Below are 25,521 nucleotides of genomic sequence, written 5' to 3' on the forward strand. Positions count from 1 at the left end.
ACAGCGGGTTAGATTTACCGGCTTCTTTTTGTTCTCTTCCTGTTTTTCAATGAACGTACTTCTCCGCGACCAAAGGTTCTGGCATTTCCAGGGAGAACCAGACGTGCGCAGGCATCGATTTTGGTGATGTAACTTAGCGCCTTAAGCAATCCCTTATCCTTACTACTGTCACCGCGTTCCAGTTTGCCGAGGCAGCAATCCTCATAACGCGCTTTGTTAGCGTTGCAGTTGTAGTAGATGCCTTTACCTTTAGTGATGGTGTGTTTCCAGTATTCACCGAAAGCATGAGCAATCACGCCATCCTGCTGTGCCTTGTTGCCATTTAAGATAAATAGCATGTGGTAATGAAATTTACGTTGTGGTGCATATTCCAGTTTCCACACGGTCCCGAGAACATGTCGAAACAATGGATTCTTTTGCATATTGCGGAACAGTTGCTGACGGTGCTTACGGGCGTCATCAGCTGTGATATCAGCTTTATGCTCATTCGCCCATGATAAATCAACACGCAGAACCAGCAGCCGGGAATGATGCTCCTGTAGGTGTCTGATGTAATTCATCACTCCCTTCAGGTTTTTAACTGAAGCACGTTGATACTTTCTGCACGTCTGTTTAAAACCTGCCTGACTTGCAGCGAATCGGTAATCCTGTACCAGCTTGTTCAGCATTTCTGCAGTGGTTACTGTATCTGCTCCCACTATTTTCCCGTTATAAACACGTGTATATAAATCAGCGTTATTAAATAAATTCTGAAATGTAGCAATACGTGGATTAGCCATTCGTACTTTCATCGCTTCTTGCGGCAGCATATTAAGATAACGGATTGCATCAAGAATGATGACTGACTCTGCATTCTCTTTATAACCTGAACGGTTATAAAGAACGGTGAAAGGTAACTTACGTCCTCTACTGATAGTTTTAAGGCAGCTATCCAGTTGTTCTAATCTGAATCTAAACTCATTGTCATCGCATATGATGAGATGAGGGTTGTTATTCTCAATGTGATACTCAGCATGAGATAGCAGTATTGATTCTGGTAAGTCCATAATGTATTTCTCTGAAGCCAGTCAACTATTGTTGACTGGCAATATGTCAGCATAATTATTAGATGAATGTCTTTATCTGATACTAAGTATGAATAGCAATATCAGAGATTCTGCTTGTGTGATATCAAAACGTAGATGTATTAGAGTGTAGCTAGTGCGATATGAGGTGTTTGTCTGGGTTGGTGATGATTGGCTCTTGAGAGTATTAATAAATTACTGGTTAAGTAGTAATACAATAATAAATAAACCGGCTTTATAAATCACATCAAATCCATACAACGTAAGGCATGAGAGTACAAAAATATAGTGTAAAGTTAGTATCCCTTGTCATTACATCTTTAGCAGTTTTTTATTCTATCGAGTCATTAACACGAGCTTCCAGCCACTCTTTTACTTCACGCTCAATCCAGCGGGAGCTACGACCAAATTTAACAGGTTTAGGGAACTTCCCTTGCTGTGCCATTTTATAAAACCACTTATCAGATAACTTAGTCAGCTCAGTGATGAAGGCCATATCGACGAATTTGTCGTTGTGAATGTCAATCGTTTTCATACCTATCTCCAGAAGTTTGTAGTGAGAGCACCTGTCCGGCACTCCTTCACAGAAATAAGAGAAATATGTTCGATTTTACATTTTCAGCCTCCACAGCTTTCAGAACCCTACCTCACCGTGATATATCTTTATCATAGTAAACTTACCATGCTGGCATCTGTTTCATGATGCATCCACTCGTGACATCAGATCATTCAATGCGGTATGGATATATTGCCATAAAAGCCAGTTATCACAGTGTATGACAAGTAATTTAGCACTATGATTTTTACTATGATGTTTGCTATGAATTGTTGTTTGATTTAAAATGCAATTAATATTTAATACAGTAGTGAGGGCTTATTGTGATTGAGCTGCCTTGGATAGACATAAAAAACAAAAGGGATCTGGATTTCTTTCTATGGAAACATAGTAATGATATTGCCATATTCAATTACATTACGGCTCAAAATCGTTCTTTTAGTTATGACGATATTTTTAGAATGAAGCCAAAGTTGGCGGTCCTTGCAATAAATGAAGCTTATAAACTATTTTATCTGGACTCTGAAATACATAGGCTCCATGCCAAAGAATTAACAAAAATGCAAAAATTACAACTCCCTCTCAAAGAATTTGATTGGTTAAAAAGTTGCCATAATGCTTGTTACTTTGCCTGGATAAGCATTCGCACATACGGAAATAAAAACCATGAAATAGAAACTTATATTTATCACGAAGACTGTTTTTTCTATCCACGCACGCAATATTATTATCTTGGGTGTGAACTATTCCCTGAGAATCATCGCAGCAGAGTTGAGTCTATCATTGCTTTTTTTGATAGGTGTACAATGAATTTTCAGAGCAAAACTGAGTTAATTAGAAAAATTAAGTTAGAATGGCAAGAACGTAGCAGGACAGTAAGAAAGTTACCATTAAAAAGCAATGAAAAGAAAAAAACACAATGGACATGGGAGTATATTAATAAAAATAAAGGCTTGGTTGTTCATGGGCATCGTAAAAGAGAGATTCATGCACAACTGGAAAGAATAAATGAAATGGGGAATAGGCTATATAGCAAGATTATATTGACAGAAAAGCTAAGTGAAGAGATTGAACGTGACTTTACAATAGCTGGACGAGATAAGTTAACAGGCGTACATTCTGATATGTATTCCTTAAGAAAACAATTGGCCGCTGAGATAAACAATAAAAAAAGTATGGAAGTGATAAGAAAAACACATTTGCATTCACCATCATTCTTGGGTTTTTTTATGCCTGCCAGCCCTAGTGAAATGTACTTAAGCTTGGTTTGTATTTATAACTTCCTCTATTACAAAGATCTTAATTTTATCCCGAGACTATCAAAAGCCTGGGAAGCACACTCCTATCGAAAAACAAAGAAGAAAAACATAGGTCTTCATGTGAAAAGTAAAAATCAGGCTGAACTGATAAGCGATGAGCTTATTAATATTAAACTGGATGAATTGGTAGATGCGGCAATAGAAACAGAAAAAGAATTAAAAAGAGAAAAAGCTCAAGAAATAATTAATGAAATTCTTCGTAACGCACCAACGCATTCAGAAAAGCAGGATAATGATCCATTATTAGATTCCGATGCTAACCCATGGTTTGGTTAGGGACTATAATTTTGAAAGATATCCTTTCGGTATGTCAATGCGAAGTGATATACCGAACACCCTTTAATGCAGAATACTATTCCCAATTTTTTTCACACCTATATAACCCATGTGTAGCTGCGCCAGATTTTGTTACTGGTATGGCTGTTCTGCATTGATCTGTAAGACCGATCGATGTTTTGTTTGTGATAGATAAAAACTATTGAATTTAAATTATTGATCGGGATTGCAATAGATTACAACGATCAATTTCTGGAAACTGATCTGTAGTAACGATTATCCCATTCCCTCTCAAATGCATACGATCAGGTGGCCTTTTGTACAGCAAAGGGCCATTTTTCGTTTGTAAAACAACAGTAAGGAATCTCTATGTTGAAGGTCACTTCTGCACTCTTTCTCAGTGCAACCTTGTTCACCACGACTTCGCAAGCGGCCATCCAGGAACAGCAGTGGGGTAACTGGTTTGGTAATACCAGCGGAATGGAATTTTCAATAAACGCCGACAATGATGTCGGTGAGCGCATAACCCTCACCTGCACCGAAGGCCACCTGGGCATCACCTACAGCGTCCCAGCAAAGAACTATTCCATTTCTTCTGGTGCCGGGCTGAAAGAGCCGGGGCTGAACATCAACTCAACCCACTATCAATTAGGTGAAGCTGCATTTATGGCGCTCAAAAACACCAGGGATGAAGGCGTGCTGGAAGTCACTGAAGCCAGTAAACCATTGTCCAAACCGTTCAAAACCGCAGGTCTTCAGGAAGCGCTGAAAGAGGTGACCTGGCAGGACTGCATCAGCCGTTAAGCACCATTCTTCGCCTATTTTTCATAACAGCACAGTTTGCTGTTTTAACCACTTCTTGCTGGAGTTCGGATACGTCCAGCAGAGCCAACAACAAACTTCCTCAAGGTGTCACTATGACAGAGTTTATTTCACGCTTATTTATTATCTCAGTGTTTTCGTTTCCTGCTCTAAGTTTTGCCATCACCATTCCCGGTAATATTCATCCAGAGCGATACACGTTCTTTCTGACAGATAACGGCGGTGAAATGCTTCGCGAAATGAATGATGCGGCAGTCAGCGTAAAGCTCAACAATAAAGTGGGGTTTAGCGCTGAGGCACAGAGCAAGGCTGCTGCTGCGAACATATCTCCTTTGCTGTATGCAGCATCACCGCTTGAACAGAACTTTATCCGCTATGACGGTAAACCGGTTAAGGCTCTGACCTGTCTCACCACTACCCGCACGATGCCGGGTCAGAATAAAAATTACTCATGGGAGGAAACCTACTGCCTTGATGAAACCGGTGCTGCCTACATCGGCACAAAAGGCTGGCCATCACGCACCATTGTTGAAAAGAGCTGCGAGGTGGGTGCCTCCGGTTGTCCTGTATATCTTGGTCTGAACAATGATCCACCGATCCTGCGGAATGATGCTGCGCAATATATTCCTTACAGCAGTAAACGTGTAAATGGGCAGAAAGAAAGTAACTCTCAGGCAAAACCAGCAACTGGAGAAATAGTCGCAGAGCAGGATGGTTATGTGGTGAATTATGTCAAAGGTAGCAGTTGTGCTGGCAATAAACTGATTGTCAAAAACACAAGCTCCGGGAAAACCGCCGCAATTACAGGATTAAATGGTTGCTCTTTTGACCCGAAGAATAATGCCGTAATTATCTTCCCTCTAAATGAATACGTCGGCGTTTACAGTGGCCCCACAAGCGCTTCTGAGGAAATAGCCTCCGTCGATCTCCCCTAATTACTCACCCGGTCCGGTATACGCTTCCTGCGGTGCCGGACGTCTTATGGCCAGACCTATGAAAAGCCACAAACTCCCGGACGATACAGCGCTAGATACAGCGCCTCTGGATCTGACCTGGCCCGTTGTTTTCAGCGTCACGGGACTCACTCTACTAAGAAGTAAGTCGGTCGTATGCCAGACAATCGGAGCCAGCCTGATGACCTTCAGTCTGATAAGACTCATAAAAAAACTCGCCACTCTTGCCTGAAATCTGATTCTCGACAAAAGCTGAAGTGTTGCGTTGTCAAAGGGCTGGCTGCGATAGCAGAGGACCGGATTAATGATGATGCCTTTGTTTTATCTGTATGCAGCAAAGCGTATGAACACCTGCCTCCCGTCATAAGGCGAGTCGTGAAGTACGAATGGTGCTTTCGATGCTTCCAGTACGGTAAGCCCTTCATTCTGCGTCAATTACAACATCACCAGATCGACAAGCTAATCCTGCCGACATTACCTGACAGTGAACTGTCACCACAGCAAGAGCAGCCACCAGCTTCTACCTGAACATTTTCTCTTCCATCCATCGCCACTCTACTGGAGTGGCTTTTATGCCCATTTTTAAAGGAATTAACTATGACCCGTTTAGCCAGCCGCTTTGGTGCGGTCAATCTTGTTCGCCGCGACCGCCCATTAACCCGCGACGAACTGGCGCATTATGTGCCAAGCGTCTTCAGCGAAGAAAAGCATGAATCCCGTAGCGATCGCTATACCTACATTCCGACAATTACCCTTCTCGATAACTTGCAACGCGAAGGCTTCCAGCCATTCTTCGCGTGCCAGACAAGAGTCCGCGACCAGAGCAAACGAGAGCACACCAAACACATGCTGCGCCTGCGTCGCGAGGGCCAGATCACTGGCAAACAGGTGCCAGAAATCATCCTGCTTAACAGCCATGACGGTTCAAGCTCATACCAGATGTTGCCAGGGTTATTCAGATCGGTTTGCCAGAATGGGCTGATTTGCGGTGAATCTTTCGGAGAGGTACGCGTGCCGCATAAAGGCAATGTGGTGGAGAAAGTCATAGAAGGGGCTTACGAAGTACTGGGGATATTTGACCGCGTAGAAGAGAAGCGCGATGCCATGCAGTCGCTTTTGTTGCCGCCACCCGCTCAACAGGCAATGGCTAAAGCGGCATTAACCTACCGTTTTGGAGAAGAGCATCAGCCGGTGACGGAATCGCAGATACTTTCCCCACGCCGCTGGCAGGATGAAAGTAACGACCTGTGGACCACTTATCAGCGCATTCAGGAAAACCTGATTAAAGGTGGGCTGTCCGGTCGAACGACCAAAGGTCAACGCTCCCATACACGCGCCGTTAAAGGCATCGACGGAGATGTGAAGCTGAACCGTGCCCTTTGGGTGATGGCCGAGAATATGCTGCAGCTTGCCTCATGAAGCTTTTTACCAACCCTATCTTCACGCCCTGCCACTAAATCGGCGGGGCTTTTTGATTTAAGGAGCAATTATGTCCGCACTCAATTTATCCCCGGTATTCCTGCCAAATGAGCAACGCGTTATCCGTCGGGCGTTACGACTGCTGGAAAAGTATCAGCGCCAGCGGAATGATTCTTTTACCTCTACCTGCTTCATTAAGATCTGGCTTCAGCTACAAATGGCTCACCAGGAGCGGGAAGTTTTCATCGTGATGTATCTCGACAATCAGCATTGCCTGCTGGAGCGAGAAACACTGTTTACCGGCACGCTCAGCCATACCGAAGTACACCCCCGAGAGGTGGTGAAGTCAGCCCTAAAACATAACGCTGCTGCGGTCATTCTGGCGCACAACCATCCGTCCGGCACAACAGAAATCAGTCAACAGGACAAACATATTACTCAAAGGATTATGAAAGCTCTGGCACTAGTGGAAGTGCGCGTGCTGGATCATCTTGTGGTGGGAAACGAGGTGGTGTCTTTTGCTGAACTTGGTTTGCTTTAAAGGGAGGTTTTCATGTCATTAACACCAGCCCATGAATGGGGGCTAAAAAGCGATATTGTTCCACGTTTTGGTGCCAGATTAATTCAGGAAGGCAACCGGCTGCATTACCTGGCAGACAGGGCCGGGTTGAAGGGGAAATTTACCCCTGAGCAGCTGCAGGATTTAGAGCGATCTTTCCCTGCGATCACAGAACAACTTGAAAATCTGTTGCGTACTGGCGAGCTAAACCCGCGCCAGCAACACCAGGTAGTAGTTCATCTTGCCGGGTTTACCTGCATAGCAGATACCTGTGGTAGCTATGGCTACGTTTACATCACTATTTATCCTTAGCCTGGCGACAGGTAACGCTCTTCTCAACTCTTTCTTATCAGGACCCAACATGCAAATTTCAACTGCTCCGAACACCGTGCCGGTTTCGCCACGACCATCTCCTGTCAAAGTATGGCAACAATTATTAACATACCTTTTAGAGCATCATTACGGCCTGACGATCAAAGACACACCGTTCAGTGACGATACGGCGATTCTGGAACACATAGAGGCGGGAGTGAATCTTACCGATGCCGTTAACTTTCTTGTGGAGAGATTCGAGCTTGTGCGCATTGACCAGAAAGGTTTCTCCTGGCAGGATCAAGAACCTTGGCTAACACCATTGGATGTTCATCGGGCACAGTTTAACCTTGGCTTGAGGCGTTCATAAAACAGCCAGTTGGTCAGCAAGGAAAAACATGTGGGGGCACAATTGGGGGCATTAATCAAAATCGCATCTAAAAATAATCAATAAATTCAATGTGATTATCTATCAAATGCGACTCCTGTGATCTCCGCCAATTTGCTTCTACTGACGTCACTCTCTTAAATAAAATTCCTATAAATACGGCCAGAATTTCAGTCAGCGTTGGCATTTCGTCGGATTATCTTTCGCTATAATTGTAATCTGTTAATATTCCTTTATTAGAAAAATTAAGCAACAGATCCTGTTTACGGTCATTAATAAATGGGATAAGAAAATAAATACGTCGGTCAACGGTTTCCGAATGATAATGCCAATTGTCTGCATTATTATAATCAGTAGGGCTTGCAGGAACGCCAAATGCAATCAGTGCATCTCTGCGTGATGTAATTTGTGGAGTGAGTTTGCCCCTGATATCTTTCTCTGAATATTGGGCAAGCGTTGTTTCTTTTGTTTTGTCTATGTTGGAAGCACAAGAAACAATCATCAGAGAAAGACTTGCAATGATTAATTTAGATGATGTTTTCATTTGGTGATATCCTTTTCAACATACACACCGTTGATTTTATCCATGACAACTTCTTTTAAATAGAGAACACAGTATCCCGTTTTATCGCCATAACTGATATGTGCCTCATACATTTTAGCTTTACCGGGCTTGAAATCGAGGCTTACATGGCATCCTTGATATAATGAATGATAGATTGATGTATCCATATCAGGTTGGATATATGTTTCAAAATAATCATCCTTATAGTTTTTACCCGATATTTTCGGTAATCCTATATCTTTTGTTGAGCCTAAGAACGGGTTGAAATATCGACTGTGCTTTTCAACCCACCCGCCGGTTTGATTATTATTGCTATCTTTCTGATAGATCGCATAACTCATTGGTGGACCAATTAGCCTGATTTTTGCAACATCAGCATTATCCATAGGAGGTACGTAGGTTTTCTGCTCTGGGAAGAGAGAGTTACATCCTGACAAAACCACAATAATTGGTAGGAAACATAGTTTATTCATGATAATTCCATTTAAGGTTAATTGATTATAAAGTTTTGAGGTTTTTTTTGTAGATTACGAACACTGTTTATGTATCAAGGCCGACCGCGCTGGCATCGCTATCGATCGTTCTAAATCTTTTCTATACGCTTTCGGTATTGACACTTTTTGTGATAGTGCTTCGTTCTTACCTCAAAAAAACTGCTGCATACCTGCCTTCGCCATTTTATACTTGCGACCTGAGATGATGCTCAATATATGACGATTGATGTCTATACTGAACGCTATAGGGTGCGCTCTTACGCTAACCGCCGGGAGACCAAAGAGCAGCGCCCGGTTGTAGAGTTGCTAGAGCATAAAGGGCGTAGACCGATTTTCAGAATACACTTTAAGTGGTGCAGAATTAATTCTTTTTTAATGATTAAATGGCGATTATTCGGTTGAACCCATAAAAACGTAATTTAAGCTAAATTCAGATTTAAGTTTTGCCCTTCTCTGGTCGCTCTTAACCGTATTATTCGATGGAGCGCCCCACATGAAAAGATTACTCACCCTACTTTTTCCTCTCCTGCTGACCGGCTGCGCCACGATAGTGGGTGACGACGTGGAGCGGGTCTCTATTGAGAGTACCCCTAACGCGAGTTTCACCATCACTGATAACCACGGCCAGGTGGTGGCGAGCGGCACTACGCCTCAGACCATCACCCTGAAAAAGTCCGACGGCAGCTATTTTGGCAAAATGAATTACACCTTAATGCTGAAAGCGGAAGGATATAACTCGTCGATTGTGCCGCTCAGCATGCGCTTTAGCCGTTGGTATACCTTCGGCAATATCATTTTCTTTGGTGTGCCGGGCTGGCTGGTTGTCGATCCGTTCTTTGGCGGGATGTATACGTTCAAGCAGGACAAGGTGAAAACCTATCTGCGCCCTTGCCCGCGAGGGCCGTATAACTATATGTGTTCGTAGAAATGGACTATGGTCTTTAATCAGTTCATTTAGAGCGCTTAAAAATCATTGTATATCTGAATAGACTTCCCAGTTATTACTTGGGAAAGTCTATTTTTATTATATGCACTCAATCATTTATGTAATCAATAAATTTAAAGTGTATATATAAAATAAAAATGTATTCAATTACGAAAAAGGGTCATTCATCACAATTATTCTATAGGTATCAAATTACCATGACCTTTCAATTCATAAGGGGAAGTTCTATGGAAAGATATGCAAACCGTGATGGTGACTCAGGTGTTATAGCTTACGAGGTAACAGCAGACGCTATTAAGGTTCAATTTAGTGATCGTAAAATTTATGTCTATAATTCTATTCGCCCAGGGACTGCAATTGTGAATGAGATGAAAAACTTGGCTAATGCTGGGAGAGGTCTCAATAGCTATATAAATCGAATAGTCCGTAAAAACTACTACGCGATAGAGTATTAATCCACTCATATTAATTATAAAGAGTGATGCATATTAGCATCACTCTTCAATAACTTTCTAAGTTTTGCGCCTCATCGCTCAGCGCCTGCATGATGTCCTGGCTCTCATGTTCGCGCTTATTTTTATAGGTGATCAAGTCTGAGAACAAAATCCTGCGATGACGGCCGATTTTATGGAATGGAAGGTGACCTTCTTCAAGCAATTTAACCAGATGGGGGCGGGACACGTTGAGAATATTCGCCGCCTCTTGGGTGGTGAGTTCGGCGTGCACCGGGACAACTTGTACGGCATTGCCAGCCGCCAACTCACCCAGAATTTCAACCAGCATCGTGAGCGCGCTAGTGGGCAGTTCAACGGTAAGCGTTTCGTCGTTTTCACCCACGATGGCAATGCGTTGCGTTTCCAGGCGTGTCGATAAAAACGCCGTCAGCGCCTGCTGACCACGCTGAGCTAATTCGCTTTCACGACTATCAGGAAGATTAATGGTGGATTTTGATGTCATGGTCATTTACTCGGTTTGCTGCATCTGACTACAGATTAATCGAAATAAACGAAACACACAATATACGAAATAATCGAAATACATGGAGAGGAACACAAATAAATCGGGCCAGCGTCCTGCTGGCCCTTGTCGCTACGGGTGACTCACTCATTCCCAGCCGGGCACGGCCCCGCCGTTAAAGATTTTTTCTGCCGCTTTTGCCACTTCCGGTGACTGATACGACTGCATAAATTCCTTCACGTTCTCCGCGTCTTTGTTGTCTTCGCGGGTGACGAGAATGTTTACATATGGCGAATTTTTGTCTTCGATAAACACGCTGTCATGGACTGGCGACAGACCGGTCTGTTGAATATAGGTGGTGCTGATGATCGCCACATCCACTTTCGGGTCGTCGAGCACGCGCGGCAGCTGCGCACCTTCCATTTCCATAATAGTCAGCTTATGCGGATTGTCGCTGATATCCAGAGAGGTCGGCAGTAAACCTTTGCCCGGTTTGAGGGTAATTAGTTTCTCTTTTTGCAGCAGCAACAGCGCGCGCCCGAGATTCGTCGGGTCGTTAGGAATGGCGATGGTTGCGCCGTCTTTCAGTTCGGAAACGGATTTAATCTTGCGGGAATAGCCCGCCATCGGGAACACGAAGGTGTTGCCCACGGCGACTAAGTGGAAGTTATGCGCTTTGTTGTCCTGTTCCAGGAACGGACGATGCTGGAACACGTTGGCGTCCAGTTCTCCCGCGTTGGTGGCATCGTTAGGTAACAACGAACCGCTGAATCCGACTAACTCGACGTCGAGGCCGTATTTCTCTTTAGCGACTTTCTTCGCCACTTCGGCGACGTCCTGTTCTGCGCCGTTTATTACGCCGACTTTGATATGTTTGCTGGAATCACTTTTTTGGTCGCAGCCTGCCAGAAGAAGGCCAGCCAGCAGCAGTGCGCCAAGATGAGGAAGAGTCAATTTCACGCCAGAGTTCCTTTTTAAACAGTCCGTTAAAACAAGGTGTGCCTGAATGAAAAATGACTATAGCGAGTTTGTGAAAGCGGGGATAAAAACGAAAAGGAATGAGACAGAAGAAAAGATGATAAAGCGGAAATAACGCCCGGTGGTGCTTCGCGGACCGGGCCTATGCGTTGGGTTCTGTAGACCCGGCAAGCAACGCGCCGCCGGGCGTGAAGGATTATGGCTTGGCGAGCGTGTTGGCGATGGCGTTATACATTAGCGAGGCTTCCAGCGGCTGCGCGCTGAATGAAGGCTCGGCTTTCGGCCATGCAGACCACTGAACGATCACCAGCTTTTGCGCCGGATTAACCACAATCACCTGACCAAAAATACCCAGCGCCCACATCGTGTCCTGACTCGACAGACCCTCTTTTGGGCCGACATCTTTGGCATTCACCGGCACACTGTTGTTCCACCACTGGTAGCCATACATGCCGTCCGGGTGTGCTGCGGAAACAGATTTTTCTGCGGTGTTCCAGGTTCTGGCGTCTTTTACCCAATTATCTGGCAACGTTTGAGTGCCATTCGGCAGTACGCCGTTGTTCATGATAAACAGCCCGAATTTACCCCAGTCCTGAAGCGTGGCGTTAAAGCCGTGTGCGCCGACATCGTGTTTACCTTGCTGATAGCTGTGCCACACGCCGTCATGCACCATGCCGTACGGTTGCCAGATTTTCTCTTGCAGGTTTTGCGCCAGAGATTTGCCCGTTGCTTTTTCGAGCGTATCGCCCAGCAGCCACGCGCCGCCGGAAGAGTATGACCAGGCCGCGCCCGGTTTGGCATAAGCGGTGCGTTTCGGGTCTTTGACCAGCGCGTTCACGCAGTCGTAGGTGTCTTTGTTGGCTTCACATTGCGTCAGTTTCGCGAAGTCAGACTGCGGGTTGGTGTAGTCCTCATTCCACGTTACGCCGGAGGTGTGCTGCATCAGTTGGCGCACGGTCACGTGTTCCCACGCGGTGCCTTTTACGTCCGGGTTATATTTGACGAGTTCATCATCCAGCGAGGCGATTTTGCCCTCTTTCACCGCAATGCCAACCAGCGTAGATACCACCGATTTGCCGACCGAACGCGAGGTCCACAGCGTGGTGGGCGTGTTGCCGTGGCTGTAATACTGATACGCAATTTTGCCGTCTTTGATCACCATCATCCCGGTCACATCGTTACGTTTGAGGTAATCCTGTAAACCGTAGCTGTGGCCCTGATAGTCATATTTTGCCGCGCTTAACGAGCGTGTCATGACCGGGATCGGTTGGGCGTTGCCTGCTTTGAAGACATCGCCCACATAAGAGCGATAGTCGTTACGAAAGCCAATCACGCGCTGCTGCTGGTTCCAGGTCAGCATGTCTTTCACGTCAGGCAGTTTGGCATCTACAGGGGCCGGGCAGGTGGTCAATTGTGGTACGCCACACTCATTGGTGGATTGAGCCGCACTGGCCTGTAACGACACGCCGAGGCAAAGAGCGAGGAGACAGAGGGAAGTGTTCATCTTGCGCATAAACGTACCTTTCATCGTTTTGAATTATGAGATGTCGGGTTTTACTTTAGGCGAGATGCGGTGGCGAATGCAGTCAGTCTGCGGGGGAAAAACCCCCGCTGTTTGTGACAAACCCAGCGCGGGTTTTCCGGTTGACGCTTAGTGATGCGACTTTTTCAGCGGCGCTTCTTTCAACAGCCATGACAGCGCAAAGGCCAGCACCATAATACAGGCCGCCATCATGAACGCCGCGTGAATAGCTGCGCCGAACGCATCAAGATAATCGGTTCGCAGCGCTTCTGGCAGATGATGCACGGCCACCGGGTTCATCCCTCGCGGCATTTCCGCGCCTTCCGGCATCAAGCGGGTCAGATTCGATTGCAGAACGTGGGTAAATACCGCGCCAAACAGCGCCACGCCAATCGAACCGCCAATCGAACGGAACAGCGTGACGCCCGAGGTGGCAACGCCATACAAATTCGGCGCAACCGAGTTCTGCACCGCCAGCACCAGCACCTGCATCACCAGGCCAAGGCCCATACCCAGCACGCCGGTAAACAGATACAGATGCCAGGTCGGGGAATCAATGGTGATGCGGGTCAGCAGCAGCATGCCGATAAAGCCAAGCAGCGTCCCGGCGATAGGGTACAGGCGATATTTGCCGGTGCGACTGATCAGGCGTCCGCTGATAATTGACGTCACCAGCAGGCCACCCATCAGCGGGATCAGTTGTAGCCCGGCCTGCGTCGGTGTCGCACTTTTCACCACCTGCAAATAGAGCGGCAGGAATGTGACCGAGCCAAACAGCGACATGCCGATGATAAAGCCAATCAGGCTGCATAACAGGAAGCTGCGATCGCGGAACAGCGACAGCGGGATAATCGGCTCGAATGCCAGCCGTTCTTCATAAATAAACCCGGCAATGCCGACCAGGCCAAACGCCAGAATGCACCACAGCTGCGGGTCGCTCCATTCACGAACCGTGCCGCCTTCGGTGGTAAACAGCGTGATGCACAGCAGCGCCATGCTGAGATACAGCGCGCCCAGCCAGTCAATCTGATGCACTTTACGTTTGTTGGTACTGTGGAATACGGCGCCGATCACCAAAAGGGCGAACAGCCCCAGCGGCAGGTTGATGTAGAAAATCCAGCGCCAGGATGTGTGTTGCACGATGAAACCGCCAATCAGCGGGCCAATCACCGTAGCCAGACCAAACACCCCGCCGAACAGGCCTTGATAGCGCCCGCGATCGGCGGGGGGAATAACGTCTGCCACGGCCGCCATGCTGATTACCATCAGCCCACCACCGCCTAAACCTTGCAGCGCGCGCATCAGCACCAGTTGGGTCATGTTCTGCGCCAGACCGCACAGTGCGGAACCAACAAGGAACAGCACGATGGCGATTTGCAGCACCCGCTTGCGCCCAAACAGATCGCCGAATTTACCGTACAGCGGCACGACGATGGTCGACGTCAGAATATAAGCAGTGACGACCCACGACAGCTTATCGAGGCCGCCGAGTTCGCCAACAATCGTCGGCAGCGCCGTCGAGACAATGGTCTGATCCAGGGCCGACAGCAGCATCACTAAAAGCAGCGCGCTGAACAGCAGGCGGATGGATTTCACGCCCGTTGCCGGAACGTGTTGCGGTTGAGTCGTTGGAGACTCCATAACAGGCTCACTTGAAATTAATTAAATACCTAATTAATATTTGTGTAGATCACTGTTCAGGTCAAGAGATAACGCGGAAATGAAAGCACAGAATGGCAAAGAAAAATCCGAGAAACCCCGCCGCCCAGGGCGACCGCGTGGAAAAACGGCTGGGGCCGATAACCGCGAACAGTTGATGGATCTCGCGCTGGCGCTGTTCGCCCGTCAGGGGATTGCGCGTGTCTCATTGAACGCGATTGCCAAAGAAGCAGGCGTGACACCAGCGATGCTGCACTACTATTTCAACTCCCGCGAAGCGCTGATCGACCAAATCCTTGAAGAACGTTTTATGCCGCTGCGCAACCGCATCAGTACCGCCTTTACTGAACATCCTGATGACCCCGTTACTGCACTCACCATCATGGTTCGAATACTGGCGGAACTGGCAGAACAAAACGCCTGGTTTGCTCCGCTGTGGATGCAGGAAATGATCGGTGAAATGCCGGTGCTGCGTCAGCATATGCATGCGCGTTTTGGTGAAGATAAGCACCATAAATTGCTCTCTACCGTTATTCGCTGGCAGGAGAGCGGCAAACTCAATCCCGAGCTTTCGCCCGAACTTTTAATCACCACATTGATAAGCTTGGTATTGGTGCCGTTTTCTCGGTTGCGCACGGATGAGCGCATGAAATCGGTTTCCCCTGACGTCATTGTGCGTCACGCCTTGGCGATGATGGGCCAGGGGATTGGCGCTTAGAACGGTTTGCTCAGGTAGTGGCGTTGCATGCCCGCGTGCGGGAAGTCATCGAGGGAAAGTTTGAGGGTAAAGCCGTACTTCTGATAAAACGGTAGCGCCTGGAAACTGGCGGTATCCACCAATGCGTGACTGCAGCCCCATTCACGGGCACGGTTTTCCGCTTCGCGGATCAACTCACTGCCCAGTCCTTTACCGCGTGCAGTTTCGCTCACCCATAAATAGTCGATGCACAGCCAGTCGCCTTTGCGTTTACCTATCAACCCGCCGAGCATTTTACCCTCTTCATCGCGGGCATAGACCCCCAATTCAAACCAGTTGCTGGTATCAATAAACTGGCTGTTATAAGCGCGCAAACCGGTAAACAGTTCTTCCTGATCCTGTTGAGTGACTTTTTCGGTTACTTCAATTTTCATGGTCTCTCTCCGCGTTTGGGGTTATCAATTTTGTTCCATTATTGAGTGTGACAACGAAGTTCTCAATGACTAAAACCAGGTGTATTGAACGCGACCACCGCCCGTATTTAATGCCTTGTGCTATCATCGCGGGCAAAGAAATCAGGTTGTTGAGGAAAAGATGGGCTCGAGCAGAAAAGGGATGCTGAACGTTCTGATAGCCGCAGTGCTGTGGGGAAGTTCTGGCGTTTGTGCGCAATACATCATGGAGCAGAGCCAGATGTCATCGCCGTTTTTGACTATGGTTCGTCTGCTGTTTGCCGGGTTCATTCTGTTGATGCTGAGTTTTGTTCATGGCGATCACATTTTCCGCATCATGAAGAGTCGAAAAGATGCGCTCAGCCTGCTGCTGTTTTCGATTGTCGGGGCGTTAACGGTACAACTCACGTTCCTGCTGACGATTGAGAAATCGAACGCGGCCACGGCAACCGTGCTCCAGTTTCTCTCCCCGACCATTATCGTCGCCTGGTTTGCCATCGCGCGAAAATCGCGCCCCGGTATGCTGGTGTTTGCCGCTATTTTGACATCGCTGATAGGCACTTTTTTGCTGGTCACGCACGGCGACCCGACGTCACTGTCTATCTCGCCTGCCGCCTTGTTCTGGGGCATTGCATCGGCTTTTGCCGCCGCGTTCTACACGACCTATCCGTCAACGTTGATTGCCCGTTACGGCACGCTGCCGATTGTCGGCTGGAGTATGTTTATCGGCGGGGCGATTTTACTGCCGTTCTACGCCGGGGAAGGAATGCACTTTGTGATCAATGGCAGTCTGGTGCTGGCATTTTTCTATCTCGTGGTGATAGGCACGTCGCTGACATTCAGCCTGTATTTAAAAGGCGCGCAGATGATTGGCGGGCCGAAAGCCAGCGTTCTGAGCTGCGCCGAACCGCTGAGTAGCGCATTGTTATCCGTGTTGTTGCTGGGCGTGAGTTTTGCGGTTCCGGACTGGATTGGCACGTTGCTTATCCTGTCCTCAGTGGTGCTGATTTCGCTCGATTCGCGTCGTCATGCGCGCTTGAGCTAATTACATACAGCCCGCACAACTGGTACAACGCCAGTCGTCACGGTTTACCGCGCGGTAAAAGGCGCGGTAATTTTCTGCTTCCAGCGCAATGCCATTGTCAAAAAAGAGATCGGTCAGCCACTCGACGTTTTCAACAATCCAGTCGTCTTCATGCTGACCTTGAGCAAAGGTTTCATCTTCCGGGTCGATTATCGAATAAATTCCCCACGTTCCCATGTCCTTTTCGCGACGAGGTTCCGGTAGTTCGATGGGTTTTCCCTGCCATTCGAGGATCCAGTGTCCGTGGCAAAGCAAATTCCCGCCTCGACTCCAGCGGGCGGTGAAAGGGTTTAGTTCAGGCAAAACAAGCGTCTCCGGCAGAGAGTGAATGCTCATCACCTTACGCCCAATTTTTATGTGGAAATATTGACCTTATGGGGTAGATACCGTGGACTGCGCCAGAGACTGTCAATCATGCCTTCGCACGATAATTTCCATAATTGACTGATTTAGAAATAAATTATTTTTTACGCGTTTGCGTAGCGGCCGGCCAGCACATATAGTTGAAGGTACGATGTTGCAACAGAAGGGATCCCCTATGAAAGCCATTCCAGTTCTCTGTCTGCTGGCCTGCCTGGCAGCGCCTGCCGTTTATGCCAGCACTCCGTTGAAAGGGTTGCAGTTTGAGCAGCAAAAACAGCAGGTGATGAAAGACGTCAAAAAAACCTGCACGCCGAGCAAGAACATGAGCGACAACGACTTCGGCAATAAAATTCTCTCGAATGAGGACAACAAACGTCACGTGCAGGACGCGACGGTGGCGCTTGAGCGCAATAACCAGAAGTACTACTGGGACGCCATCGGGCAGATTCAGTGCCCGGATATGTGATCCGAGCGGCTGGATTATTTGTTTCGCACTTTTGTCGCGACTAACAGCGCCGTGAGCAGCATCAACGTGCCTGATAGCATTAACGGCGACAGCAGCCCAAAATGATCCAGCGCCACACCGCCCACGGCAGCGCCGCAGGTATTTGCTAACTGAATGACAGCGACCTGAATAGACCCCGCTTTTTCTGCCTGATCGGACAGTGAGCGGGTGATCCACGTTGACCAGCCTACCGGGATCAGCGCAAAGGCAAAGCCCCAGACAATCGCCACTGTTGCTGCCACCCATTTTTCACTTCCCCACAGCACTAACACTGCGGCGCTGATTGCCAGGATAAGCGGCGCGCACGCCAGCGCGACTTTGACTGAACGTTTTAGGATAACTGCCGACAGTGATGTGCCGACAAAACTCGCAATGCCAAAGCTCAGCAGTACCAGTGTCAGGCCATCGACATCAAAGCCTGCCAGAGTCGTGAACACCGGGCGAATGTAGGTAAAGAACGCGAACTGTCCGGCGAAGGCCATAAAGATGGCGCTCATCCCGGCGAGCACGCCAGGGCGTTTTAACAAGCCGAACATATTCGCTTTCTGCCCGGTTTCCCCTGGTAGGGATGGCAGCGCTTTCCAGACCCACACTACGCACAGCAATCCCATCAGCGCCGCGCCGTTAAAGACGTTGCGCCAGCCGATAATCCCGCCTAAAAAACTGCCGAGCGGGGCGGCAATAACTAGCGCGATAGAGACCGCACCGAATATCACCGAAAGCGCTTTTGGCACTAATCGGGCCGGTACTAATCGCATCGTCAGCGAGGCAGACATCGCCCAGAAGCCGCCAAGCGCCAGCCCCAGGCATGCGCGTCCAAGCAGTAACAGGCCGAAACTGGAAGCAAAAGAGACCAACAGGCAGGAAATGGTCAGTAATACGGAAAACAGGATCACGATGTAGCGGCGGTCGGTGCGACCAATCACATGCGTCACGAACAGACTGGCAAACATCGCTACGAAGGCCGTTGTGGTCACCGATTGCCCGGCAACGCCTTCGGTAATACCGAGTTCTTGCGCCATCGGCGTCAACAGACTCACAGGCAGAAATTCAACGGTAATCAGGCAGGCAACGCAGAACGCCACGGCAAAAACCGCCGACCAGTTCGGACGGGTGAGTGTCTCTTGTCGGGGGAGTGTTTCAGTACATTCGCTCATGGGGACCTGCGCAATTTCGGTGAGAAAGTTGCGCAGTGTAACATTTTGTTTGTGACGTATTTAACGTTTTGGCAACTATAGCGAGGGATTCCCTCTCCCGGCGAGAGAGGGAGATGGGTTACTGAGCGAGTGGAGCAGGCGTTGGAACAGAAGCCGGTGCTGCGTTCGTTGGCGCAGGCGCCACGGGCTGCGGCGTGCTGACTTCACCGTTAGTCATCGTCTGCGTCACTTCTTGTTTCGCCATGTTCGTCGCATGCAACTGCCCGTTGACCGTCGGTTTTAGCGGTGCGCTGGCCTGAACAGTACCCTTGGCACGCAGTTGAAGATTACCGTCACCGGTAATCGGCAAGACCGGCCAACCCCACTGTTGCAGAATATTTAACGGCACGCCGCGTCCATTAAGGCTGATGGCCGTCTGGCGTTCAGGTTGCTGGGAAACGGCCGCGGTGGCTTCCAGAATGCCTTTCTCCGTAAACGCGCTCAGTTCGTTGATGTTGACCACCGAACCGTTCGCCGTCAGCTTCACAGAAGGACGGCGAACATCCACGCGGTTGAATGTTGCCGCTGCAGCGTTCAGCGCGGCGTTTCCGTTCCAGACACCCCAGTTACCGTTTTTCGCCAACTGTAAGTTATCGCCGTAGCCATCAAGCGATGTGATTTGCCACGGGAACGCAGGATCGATGTCAATAACCAGGTTACGGCTGGCGGTGAATTTACTCAGCGTCACGTTTTGCAGCCAGTCTGGCAGTGATTCCATCCACAGCTGTTTCCAGTTAGGCGGCAGCGTGTATTCCAGCCCGGCGATAGCTGTATCGTCGAGCACCAACGCATCACCGTTGCGTAACCAGTTGCCGGAAGTGCGCACCATCCCGCCTTCCCAGCGCGAAGTAAACTGGCGCAAAGCGACGCCTTTTGGCGAAAACTCTGCGTTAAAAATAGGGTCCGTCAAATGCAACGAGCCGTAGATAAATTCGTCGGCATTCATCGACAAACGCCCACCATCGCTGTTCCAGCCGCCTTTGCTCAGCGTGATATTGCGCAGGCTGAGATCGAGATCGGCTATCGCCCAATCAGGGCCTTGCAGACGCGCATCGGTGACTTCCAGGCTACCGATAGTGAGTGACGGGACGGTGGTTAACGGGGCGAAGAAATCCGCCAATGATTTTTCGCTTTGCATACGGATGTCGGTCAGGCGCAGGCTGTCGACCAGCCAGCTGCCGTCGGCGTTACGTTTGGCGTTGCCCGTCAGCGAGCCGCGAGCGATATCCGCCCCGACGGTGCCAAGCGTAACCACCCCGTTGTCGATGCTGCCCTGCACCAGAACGTTCGTCGCAGGCATACTATTAAGCGTCATCGAACCAGCGCTCATCTGAATTTGCGCTTGTTTACCCAGCACATTGCCCGCTTCGGGTAGCCATGGCGAAACGCCGCCGGTCACGCGCTGCGCGCTGAGATCCCAACCGGTTTCCGGGCTGTTAAACGCCATATTGCTGAGCTGCAACGTATCGGCTTCAAACGGGAACGGCGCAGTAGACGGTGACAGATTCAGCGTTCCGTCCTGCAAGGTAATGGTATCGGCGTGTAGCGGATCGGTGAGCTGGCGGCTGCTCAGGCCAATATCCACCGTTTTGGCAACCAGCGTTGCGGGTTTGCCGTCACGACCAAAGGTGACGTTTTTCAGCAGAATGTGTGATGGAGAGGAAAAACGATGATCCATCGCGTCGAACGCGATGTGGTAATCGGTGTTGCTGGAAATCCAGCCGCTGACTTCACGCGCGCCCCAGCGTGTTTGCAGTAAAAAGTAGAACGCTACCACAACCAGCAGCAGGGCAATCAGCAGCCAAAGAAGCAGCTTCCCGATAAATTTCATCGTCTTCCATCCAGTGAAGGGCACATAAAGGAGTTATGCACGATTTGTGCGCATTCCTCAAGGAAGGATTCGTTTAATAAGGTTTCACGGCGGCGGTTGACACCACCGCCGTGACGGGCGTCAGCTCTTCTCTGGGGGGAAAACCAGATTCAGAACAATCGCGGTAATACCGCCCGCAGCGATACCGGAAGAGAGCAGATTTTTCAGCCAGTCAGGTGCGAATTGCAGGATCAGCGGCTGCTGAGAAACGCCAAGACCCACCGCCAGCGACAGGGCGATAATCAGGATCGCGCGGCGATTCAGCGGCTCACGGGAAACAATACGTACGCCGGAGGCCGCAATGGTGCCGAACATCACCAGCGTTGCGCCGCCGAGCACTGGCTCAGGAATGTGCTGCACAAAACCACTTACCGCAGGGAACAAGCCGAGCACGATCAGCATCAACGCCACCACGAAACCGACGTAGCGACTGGCCACGCCGGTCAACTGGATAACGCCGTTGTTTTGTCCGAAACAGGAGTTTGGGAAGGTGTTGAAAATGGCTGAAACGCAGGAGTTCAGGCCATTCGCCAGCACACCGCCTTTCAGACGTTTCATGTATAACGGGCCAGAGACGGGCTGCTCGGAGACATCGGAGGTGGCGGTGATATCACCGATGGTTTCCAGCGAGGTGATCATAAAGACCAGCATCAGCGGCAGCAGCAGATTCCAGTCGATACCGAGGCCGTAATAGAGCGGCGTTGGCACCATGATAACCGGGCTGTTGGTGGGGGCCGTTTCCGGAAGCATTCCCATAAACCACGCCGCGGCATAGCCTGCTGCCATCGCGATCACCAGTGAAGCGATGCGCAGATACGGGTTACGTTGGCGGTTAAGCACGATAATGATCGCCAGCACGATACCGGCCAACAGCAGGTTTTTCGGCGCGCCAAAAGTATGATCGGCCATCGCGGCGTAACCCCCACCGATGGACGTCAGGCCGACCTGAATCAGCGACAGGCCGATAATCATCACCACCACGCCGGAAACCAGCGGGGTGATGATACGCCGCGCCAGATGCAGTACACGGGAGAGCGCCATCTCGGTGAAACTGGCCAGCATCAGCGTGCCGAACAGCGCCGCCATCATGGTTGGTACATCCGCACCACCGGTTTTCAGCGCGGTTCCGCCCATAATTAACGGGGCGACAAAGTTAAAACTGGTGCCCTGAATCGACAGCAGCCCGGAGCCGACCGGGCCCCACGCTTTGATCTGAATAACAGAAGCCACACCGGACGCGAACAGTGACATGCTGATGATGTGCTGCGTATCGTCAGCCGGTAAGCCGAGCGCCTGGCAAATCAACAGTGCGGGCGTGATCACCGCCACAAACATCGCCAGCAGGTGCTGAAAGGCCGCAAACAGCGTTTGCGCCATCGGCGGTCTGTCTTCAAGGCGGTAGATAAGCTCGCTGTTATGCATAGGCGCAATCGGTTGCGCATTTTCGGCTTCTAAGGTGTTCACTGACATTTTCAGAGGCGGTCCGGTGGTGGGAAAGGGAGGATTTTAGCGGACTGCCAGGTAAAAGCAAACGGTTGCTTTTAATATGTTAACTATGAATAAGTACCCAGGTTTTTATGCTGTTTTTGCATGTTTTGTCGCAAAAATCGCCGCTACCCACAATTTTTCCTGTCATTATTCACTGCCTTTTGCGTAAAATCCGGCTCCTGATAATTATTGATGAGAACAATTCGCTATCGGTCACCCCCACGCGAGTCATTGGATTATGCGCTAACAAGGAGCTTTTATGTTTCATCTCGATACCTTATCGACGCTTGTTGCGGCAACACTGGTGTTGCTGTTAGGACGCAAACTGGTCCATACCGTTCCCCTCTTTAAAAAATACACCATCCCCGAACCGGTTGCTGGCGGCCTGCTGGCTGCGCTGGCGTTGCTGGTGCTGAAAAAAAGCATGGGCTGGGAAATCGACTTTGATATGAGCCTCAAAGATCCGCTGATGCTGGCATTCTTTGCGACCATTGGTCTGAACGCGAATCTCTCAAGCCTGCGTGCAGGCGGCAAAGTGCTGGGCACTTTCCTGATTGTGGTTGTCGGGCTGCTGCTGATGCAGAACGCCATCGGGATTGGCATGGCGAAAATGCTGGGCCTCGATCCGCTGATGGGTCTGTTGGCTGGCTCCATCACGCTTTCCGGCGGTCATGGCACTGGTGCGGCTTGGAGTAAGCTGTTCGTCGAGCGCTACGGTTTTGCTAATGCCACCGAAGTGGCGATGGCCTGTGCGACCTTTGGTTTAGTACTGGGCGGCCTGATTGGCGGCCCGGTGGCGCGTTACCTCGTGAAGCACTCGTCTACGCCGAACGGTCAGCCGGACGATCAGGCTGTGCCAACCGCGTTCGAAAAGCCAGAAGTGGGTCGCATGATCACTTCGCTGGTGTTGATTGAAACCATCGCGATGATTGCCATCTGTCTGACCATCGGCAAAATCGTTGCACATATGCTGGCGGGTACAACCTTTGAGTTGCCGACCTTTGTTTGTGTGCTGTTTGTTGGGGTGATCCTCAGCAACGGTCTGGCACTGCTGGGTTTTTATCGCGTCTTTGAGCGCGCCGTGTCGATTCTCGGCAACGTCTCATTATCGCTGTTCCTGGCGATGGCGCTGATGAGTCTGAAACTGTGGGAACTGGCTTCTCTGGCGCTGCCGATGCTGGCCATTTTGACCGTGCAGGCTGTGGCGATGGCGTTATACGCAGTGTTTGTGACGTATCGTATGATGGGTAAAAACTACGATGCAGCGGTGCTGGCGGCGGGTCACTGCGGTTTTGGTCTGGGGGCGACGCCAACGGCGATTGCCAATATGCAGGCGATCACCGAACGTTTCGGGCCGTCACACATGGCGTTCCTGGTCGTGCCGATGGTCGGGGCATTCTTTATTGATATCGTGAATGCGCTGGTGATTAAGCTCTATCTGCTGCTACCGATGTTCGGTTAAATCCCCGTCATCTTCCTGTGATCCGAAATCCATAGGGGATTTTGATGTTTTGATGTGTTGTACGCCCGGTCAGCGATAGCGCCACCGGGCGTATCCAGCAAAACCTTACTCGTGCTCTTCCCACGCCATTGCGCGTTTCACTGCTTTTTTCCAGCCGCTGTAACGGTAGTTACGCTCGGTGGTTTCAATCCCCGGACGGAACTCACGTTCAATCACCGCTTTTTCCTTAAGCTCATCCAGATTCTGCCAGAAGCCCACCGCCAGACCGGCGAGATACGCCGCGCCTAAAGCCGTCACTTCACGCACTTCCGGACGCTCTACGCGCGTCCCGAGAATGTCTGACTGGAATTGCATCAGGAAATTATTGGCAACTGCACCGCCGTCGACGCGCAGGGCGTGCAGACGAATACCGGAGTCAGCCTGCATCGCTTCCAGCACATCACGGGTTTGATAGGCGATGGATTCAAGCGTGGCGCGAATAATGTGGTTCGAGTTCACACCGCGCGTCAGACCGAAAATCGCACCGCGAGCATACGGGTCCCAGTACGGTGCGCCGAGGCCGGTAAACGCCGGAACCACGTACACGCCGTTGGTATCGTTCACTTTGGTTGCGAAATATTCGGAATCGAAAGCGTCGTTAATCAGCTTCATTTCATCACGCAGCCACTGAATGGATGCGCCCGCCATGAATACCGCGCCTTCCAGTGCATAATTTACTTCGCCTTTCGGGCCGCAGGCGATAGTGGTCAGCAGGCCGTGCTCTGATTTCACCGCCGTTTCCCCGGTGTTCATCAGCATAAAGCAGCCGGTGCCGTAGGTATTTTTCGCCATCCCTTCTTTCACACACAGCTGGCCGAACAGTGCCGCCTGCTGGTCACCAGCGATCCCGGCGATAGGAATACGCGTGCCGCCTTTACCGCCGATGTTGGTCTGACCGTACACTTCGGATGATTTGCGCACTTCTGGCAGCATCACGCGCGGAATATCCAGCGCGTCGAGCATCTTGTCGTCCCAGTCCAGGTCATGGATGTTGAACAGCATGGTGCGCGAGGCGTTGGTGTAATCGGTGACGTGCACGCGGCCCTGCGTCATACGCCAGATGAGCCAGGTGTCGACGGTGCCGAACAGCAGTTCGCCGCGTTTAGCGCGTTCACGCGCGCCTTCTACATGGTCGAGGATCCACTTCACTTTGGTGCCGGAGAAGTAAGGGTCGATAACCAGGCCGGTCGCTGAGCGCACATAGTCTTCCATGCCGTCGCGTTTTAGCTGCTCGCAGATTTCTGCGGTGCGGCGGCATTGCCAGACGATAGCGTTGTAAATCGGCTTGCCGGTTTCTTTATCCCACACAATCGCCGTTTCGCGCTGGTTGGTGATGCCGATAGCGGCGATTTCATCAGAACTGATGTCGGCTTTCGCCAGCACTTCAATCAGCGTAGAACTTTGTGAGGCCCAGATTTCCATAGGGTCGTGCTCGACCCAGCCAGGCTTTGGATAAATTTGTTCGAATTCGCGCTGTGAAACGCTGACGATATTAGCGTCGTGATCCATGACAACGGCGCGGGAGCTGGTTGTACCCTGGTCGAGGGCAACGATGTATTTTTTGTCAGTCATAATG

28 protein-coding genes are annotated in these 25,521 nt (G+C 49.9%); 14 read left to right on the forward strand and 14 right to left on the reverse strand.

The window, feature by feature from the left end:
- Nucleotides 1–14: 14 nt before the first annotated feature.
- Entirely contained in the window at nt 15–1,046 is a 1,032-nt protein-coding gene (locus VH187_RS10815; protein ID WP_329701454.1) for a YagK/YfjJ domain-containing protein, read from the reverse strand.
- 349 nt (nt 1,047–1,395) lie between these two features.
- The gene (locus tag VH187_RS10820; protein ID WP_329701455.1) at nt 1,396–1,599 is read right to left on the reverse strand and encodes a helix-turn-helix transcriptional regulator; all 204 of its coding nucleotides are present in this window, start codon (nt 1,597–1,599) and stop codon (nt 1,396–1,398) included.
- 344 nt (nt 1,600–1,943) lie between these two features.
- Here VH187_RS10820 and VH187_RS10825 point away from each other — a divergent pair, with 344 nt between their 5' ends.
- The 8 genes from VH187_RS10825 (at nt 1,944) to VH187_RS10860 (ending at nt 7,650) form a co-directional block, all read left to right on the forward strand.
- Nucleotides 1,944–3,215, forward strand: a complete 1,272-nt coding sequence (locus tag VH187_RS10825) for a hypothetical protein (protein WP_329701456.1) — start codon at nt 1,944–1,946, stop codon at nt 3,213–3,215.
- A 369-nt stretch (nt 3,216–3,584) separates the two neighbouring features.
- Entirely contained in the window at nt 3,585–4,019 is a 435-nt protein-coding gene (locus VH187_RS10830) for a hypothetical protein (RefSeq protein WP_329701457.1), read from the forward strand.
- A 113-nt stretch (nt 4,020–4,132) separates the two neighbouring features.
- Nucleotides 4,133–4,972, forward strand: coding sequence for a hypothetical protein (locus tag VH187_RS10835; protein ID WP_329701458.1), 840 nt, complete (start codon nt 4,133–4,135; stop codon nt 4,970–4,972).
- 393 nt (nt 4,973–5,365) lie between these two features.
- On the forward strand, nt 5,366–5,518 hold the full coding sequence (locus VH187_RS10840; RefSeq protein ID WP_329701459.1) for a hypothetical protein: 153 nt from the start codon (nt 5,366–5,368) through the stop codon (nt 5,516–5,518).
- 69 nt (nt 5,519–5,587) lie between these two features.
- Entirely contained in the window at nt 5,588–6,409 is an 822-nt protein-coding gene (locus tag VH187_RS10845) for a DUF932 domain-containing protein (protein ID WP_329701460.1), read from the forward strand.
- A 70-nt stretch (nt 6,410–6,479) separates the two neighbouring features.
- A complete protein-coding gene (radC, locus tag VH187_RS10850; RefSeq protein ID WP_329701461.1) occupies nt 6,480–6,950 on the forward strand; it encodes a RadC family protein in 471 nt (156 codons plus the stop codon).
- Between the two features lie 12 nt (nt 6,951–6,962).
- The gene (locus VH187_RS10855; RefSeq protein WP_329701462.1) at nt 6,963–7,280 is read left to right on the forward strand and encodes a type IV toxin-antitoxin system YeeU family antitoxin; all 318 of its coding nucleotides are present in this window, start codon (nt 6,963–6,965) and stop codon (nt 7,278–7,280) included.
- 49 nt (nt 7,281–7,329) lie between these two features.
- Complete coding sequence (locus VH187_RS10860) at nt 7,330–7,650, forward strand: TA system toxin CbtA family protein (protein WP_329701463.1); 321 nt, start codon at nt 7,330–7,332, stop codon at nt 7,648–7,650.
- Between the two features lie 214 nt (nt 7,651–7,864).
- Here VH187_RS10860 and VH187_RS10865 read toward each other — a convergent pair whose 3' ends face one another.
- Both VH187_RS10865 and VH187_RS10870 read right to left on the reverse strand, forming a co-directional pair.
- Entirely contained in the window at nt 7,865–8,212 is a 348-nt protein-coding gene (locus VH187_RS10865; RefSeq protein ID WP_329701464.1) for a hypothetical protein, read from the reverse strand.
- On the reverse strand, nt 8,209–8,706 hold the full coding sequence (locus VH187_RS10870; protein ID WP_329701465.1) for a hypothetical protein: 498 nt from the start codon (nt 8,704–8,706) through the stop codon (nt 8,209–8,211). The genes VH187_RS10865 and VH187_RS10870 overlap by 4 nt, the downstream gene beginning before the upstream one ends.
- 514 nt (nt 8,707–9,220) lie before the next feature.
- On the opposite strand from VH187_RS10870, the gene VH187_RS10875 reads away from it, so the two are divergent.
- Nucleotides 9,221–9,652, forward strand: coding sequence for a hypothetical protein (locus VH187_RS10875; protein ID WP_329701466.1), 432 nt, complete (start codon nt 9,221–9,223; stop codon nt 9,650–9,652).
- 248 nt (nt 9,653–9,900) lie between these two features.
- Nucleotides 9,901–10,128: a hypothetical protein gene (locus VH187_RS10880; protein WP_329701467.1), complete on the forward strand. Its 228-nt coding sequence runs from the start codon at nt 9,901–9,903 to the stop codon at nt 10,126–10,128.
- 46 nt (nt 10,129–10,174) lie between these two features.
- Here VH187_RS10880 and VH187_RS10885 read toward each other — a convergent pair whose 3' ends face one another.
- From VH187_RS10885 to VH187_RS10900, 4 genes are all read right to left on the reverse strand, one after another.
- The gene (locus VH187_RS10885; protein WP_329701468.1) at nt 10,175–10,636 is read right to left on the reverse strand and encodes a helix-turn-helix domain-containing protein; all 462 of its coding nucleotides are present in this window, start codon (nt 10,634–10,636) and stop codon (nt 10,175–10,177) included.
- Between the two features lie 141 nt (nt 10,637–10,777).
- The gene (gene nlpA, locus VH187_RS10890) at nt 10,778–11,590 is read right to left on the reverse strand and encodes a lipoprotein NlpA (RefSeq protein ID WP_329701469.1); all 813 of its coding nucleotides are present in this window, start codon (nt 11,588–11,590) and stop codon (nt 10,778–10,780) included.
- A 214-nt stretch (nt 11,591–11,804) separates the two neighbouring features.
- The gene (locus tag VH187_RS10895) at nt 11,805–13,121 is read right to left on the reverse strand and encodes a serine hydrolase domain-containing protein (RefSeq protein WP_329701470.1); all 1,317 of its coding nucleotides are present in this window, start codon (nt 13,119–13,121) and stop codon (nt 11,805–11,807) included.
- A 138-nt stretch (nt 13,122–13,259) separates the two neighbouring features.
- A complete protein-coding gene (locus tag VH187_RS10900) occupies nt 13,260–14,771 on the reverse strand; it encodes an MDR family MFS transporter (RefSeq protein ID WP_329701471.1) in 1,512 nt (503 codons plus the stop codon).
- 79 nt (nt 14,772–14,850) lie between these two features.
- On the opposite strand from VH187_RS10900, the gene VH187_RS10905 reads away from it, so the two are divergent.
- Nucleotides 14,851–15,507: a TetR/AcrR family transcriptional regulator gene (locus VH187_RS10905; RefSeq protein WP_329701472.1), complete on the forward strand. Its 657-nt coding sequence runs from the start codon at nt 14,851–14,853 to the stop codon at nt 15,505–15,507.
- Here the strand turns inward: VH187_RS10905 and VH187_RS10910 are convergent.
- The gene (locus VH187_RS10910) at nt 15,504–15,920 is read right to left on the reverse strand and encodes a GNAT family N-acetyltransferase (protein WP_329701473.1); all 417 of its coding nucleotides are present in this window, start codon (nt 15,918–15,920) and stop codon (nt 15,504–15,506) included. The two genes, VH187_RS10905 and VH187_RS10910, sit on opposite strands and share 4 nt — an antisense overlap.
- Nucleotides 15,921–16,080: 160 nt before the next feature.
- On the opposite strand from VH187_RS10910, the gene VH187_RS10915 reads away from it, so the two are divergent.
- Nucleotides 16,081–16,983 carry an EamA family transporter gene (locus tag VH187_RS10915; protein ID WP_329701474.1) on the forward strand — a complete coding sequence of 301 codons (903 nt, stop codon included), beginning with the start codon at nt 16,081–16,083 and terminating at the stop codon, nt 16,981–16,983.
- Here VH187_RS10915 and VH187_RS10920 read toward each other — a convergent pair whose 3' ends face one another.
- The gene (locus VH187_RS10920; protein WP_329701475.1) at nt 16,984–17,358 is read right to left on the reverse strand and encodes a hypothetical protein; all 375 of its coding nucleotides are present in this window, start codon (nt 17,356–17,358) and stop codon (nt 16,984–16,986) included.
- Between the two features lie 202 nt (nt 17,359–17,560).
- Between VH187_RS10920 and VH187_RS10925 the strand changes: the two genes are divergently transcribed.
- Nucleotides 17,561–17,851: a YicS family protein gene (locus VH187_RS10925; RefSeq protein WP_329701476.1), complete on the forward strand. Its 291-nt coding sequence runs from the start codon at nt 17,561–17,563 to the stop codon at nt 17,849–17,851.
- A 14-nt stretch (nt 17,852–17,865) separates the two neighbouring features.
- Here the strand turns inward: VH187_RS10925 and nepI are convergent, their stop codons facing one another.
- From nepI to VH187_RS10940, 3 genes are all read right to left on the reverse strand, one after another.
- Nucleotides 17,866–19,047 carry a purine ribonucleoside efflux pump NepI gene (gene nepI, locus VH187_RS10930; protein WP_329701477.1) on the reverse strand — a complete coding sequence of 394 codons (1,182 nt, stop codon included), beginning with the start codon at nt 19,045–19,047 and terminating at the stop codon, nt 17,866–17,868.
- Nucleotides 19,048–19,165: 118 nt separating this feature from the next.
- On the reverse strand, nt 19,166–20,917 hold the full coding sequence (locus VH187_RS10935; protein WP_329701478.1) for an AsmA family protein: 1,752 nt from the start codon (nt 20,915–20,917) through the stop codon (nt 19,166–19,168).
- A 120-nt stretch (nt 20,918–21,037) separates the two neighbouring features.
- Complete coding sequence (locus VH187_RS10940; RefSeq protein WP_329701479.1) at nt 21,038–22,426, reverse strand: nucleobase:cation symporter-2 family protein; 1,389 nt, start codon at nt 22,424–22,426, stop codon at nt 21,038–21,040.
- Between the two features lie 277 nt (nt 22,427–22,703).
- Here VH187_RS10940 and gltS point away from each other — a divergent pair, with 277 nt between their 5' ends.
- Nucleotides 22,704–23,906, forward strand: coding sequence for a sodium/glutamate symporter (gltS, locus tag VH187_RS10945; RefSeq protein WP_329701480.1), 1,203 nt, complete (start codon nt 22,704–22,706; stop codon nt 23,904–23,906).
- Nucleotides 23,907–24,011: 105 nt separating this feature from the next.
- On the opposite strand, the gene glpK is transcribed toward gltS, so the two are convergent.
- Nucleotides 24,012–25,517, reverse strand: coding sequence for a glycerol kinase GlpK (gene glpK, locus VH187_RS10950; protein ID WP_329701481.1), 1,506 nt, complete (start codon nt 25,515–25,517; stop codon nt 24,012–24,014).
- Between the last annotated feature and the right edge of the window lie 4 nt (nt 25,518–25,521).

It is taken from the genome of Scandinavium sp. (assembly GCF_036271055.1).
Taxonomy (GTDB): Bacteria; Pseudomonadota; Gammaproteobacteria; order Enterobacterales; family Enterobacteriaceae; genus Scandinavium.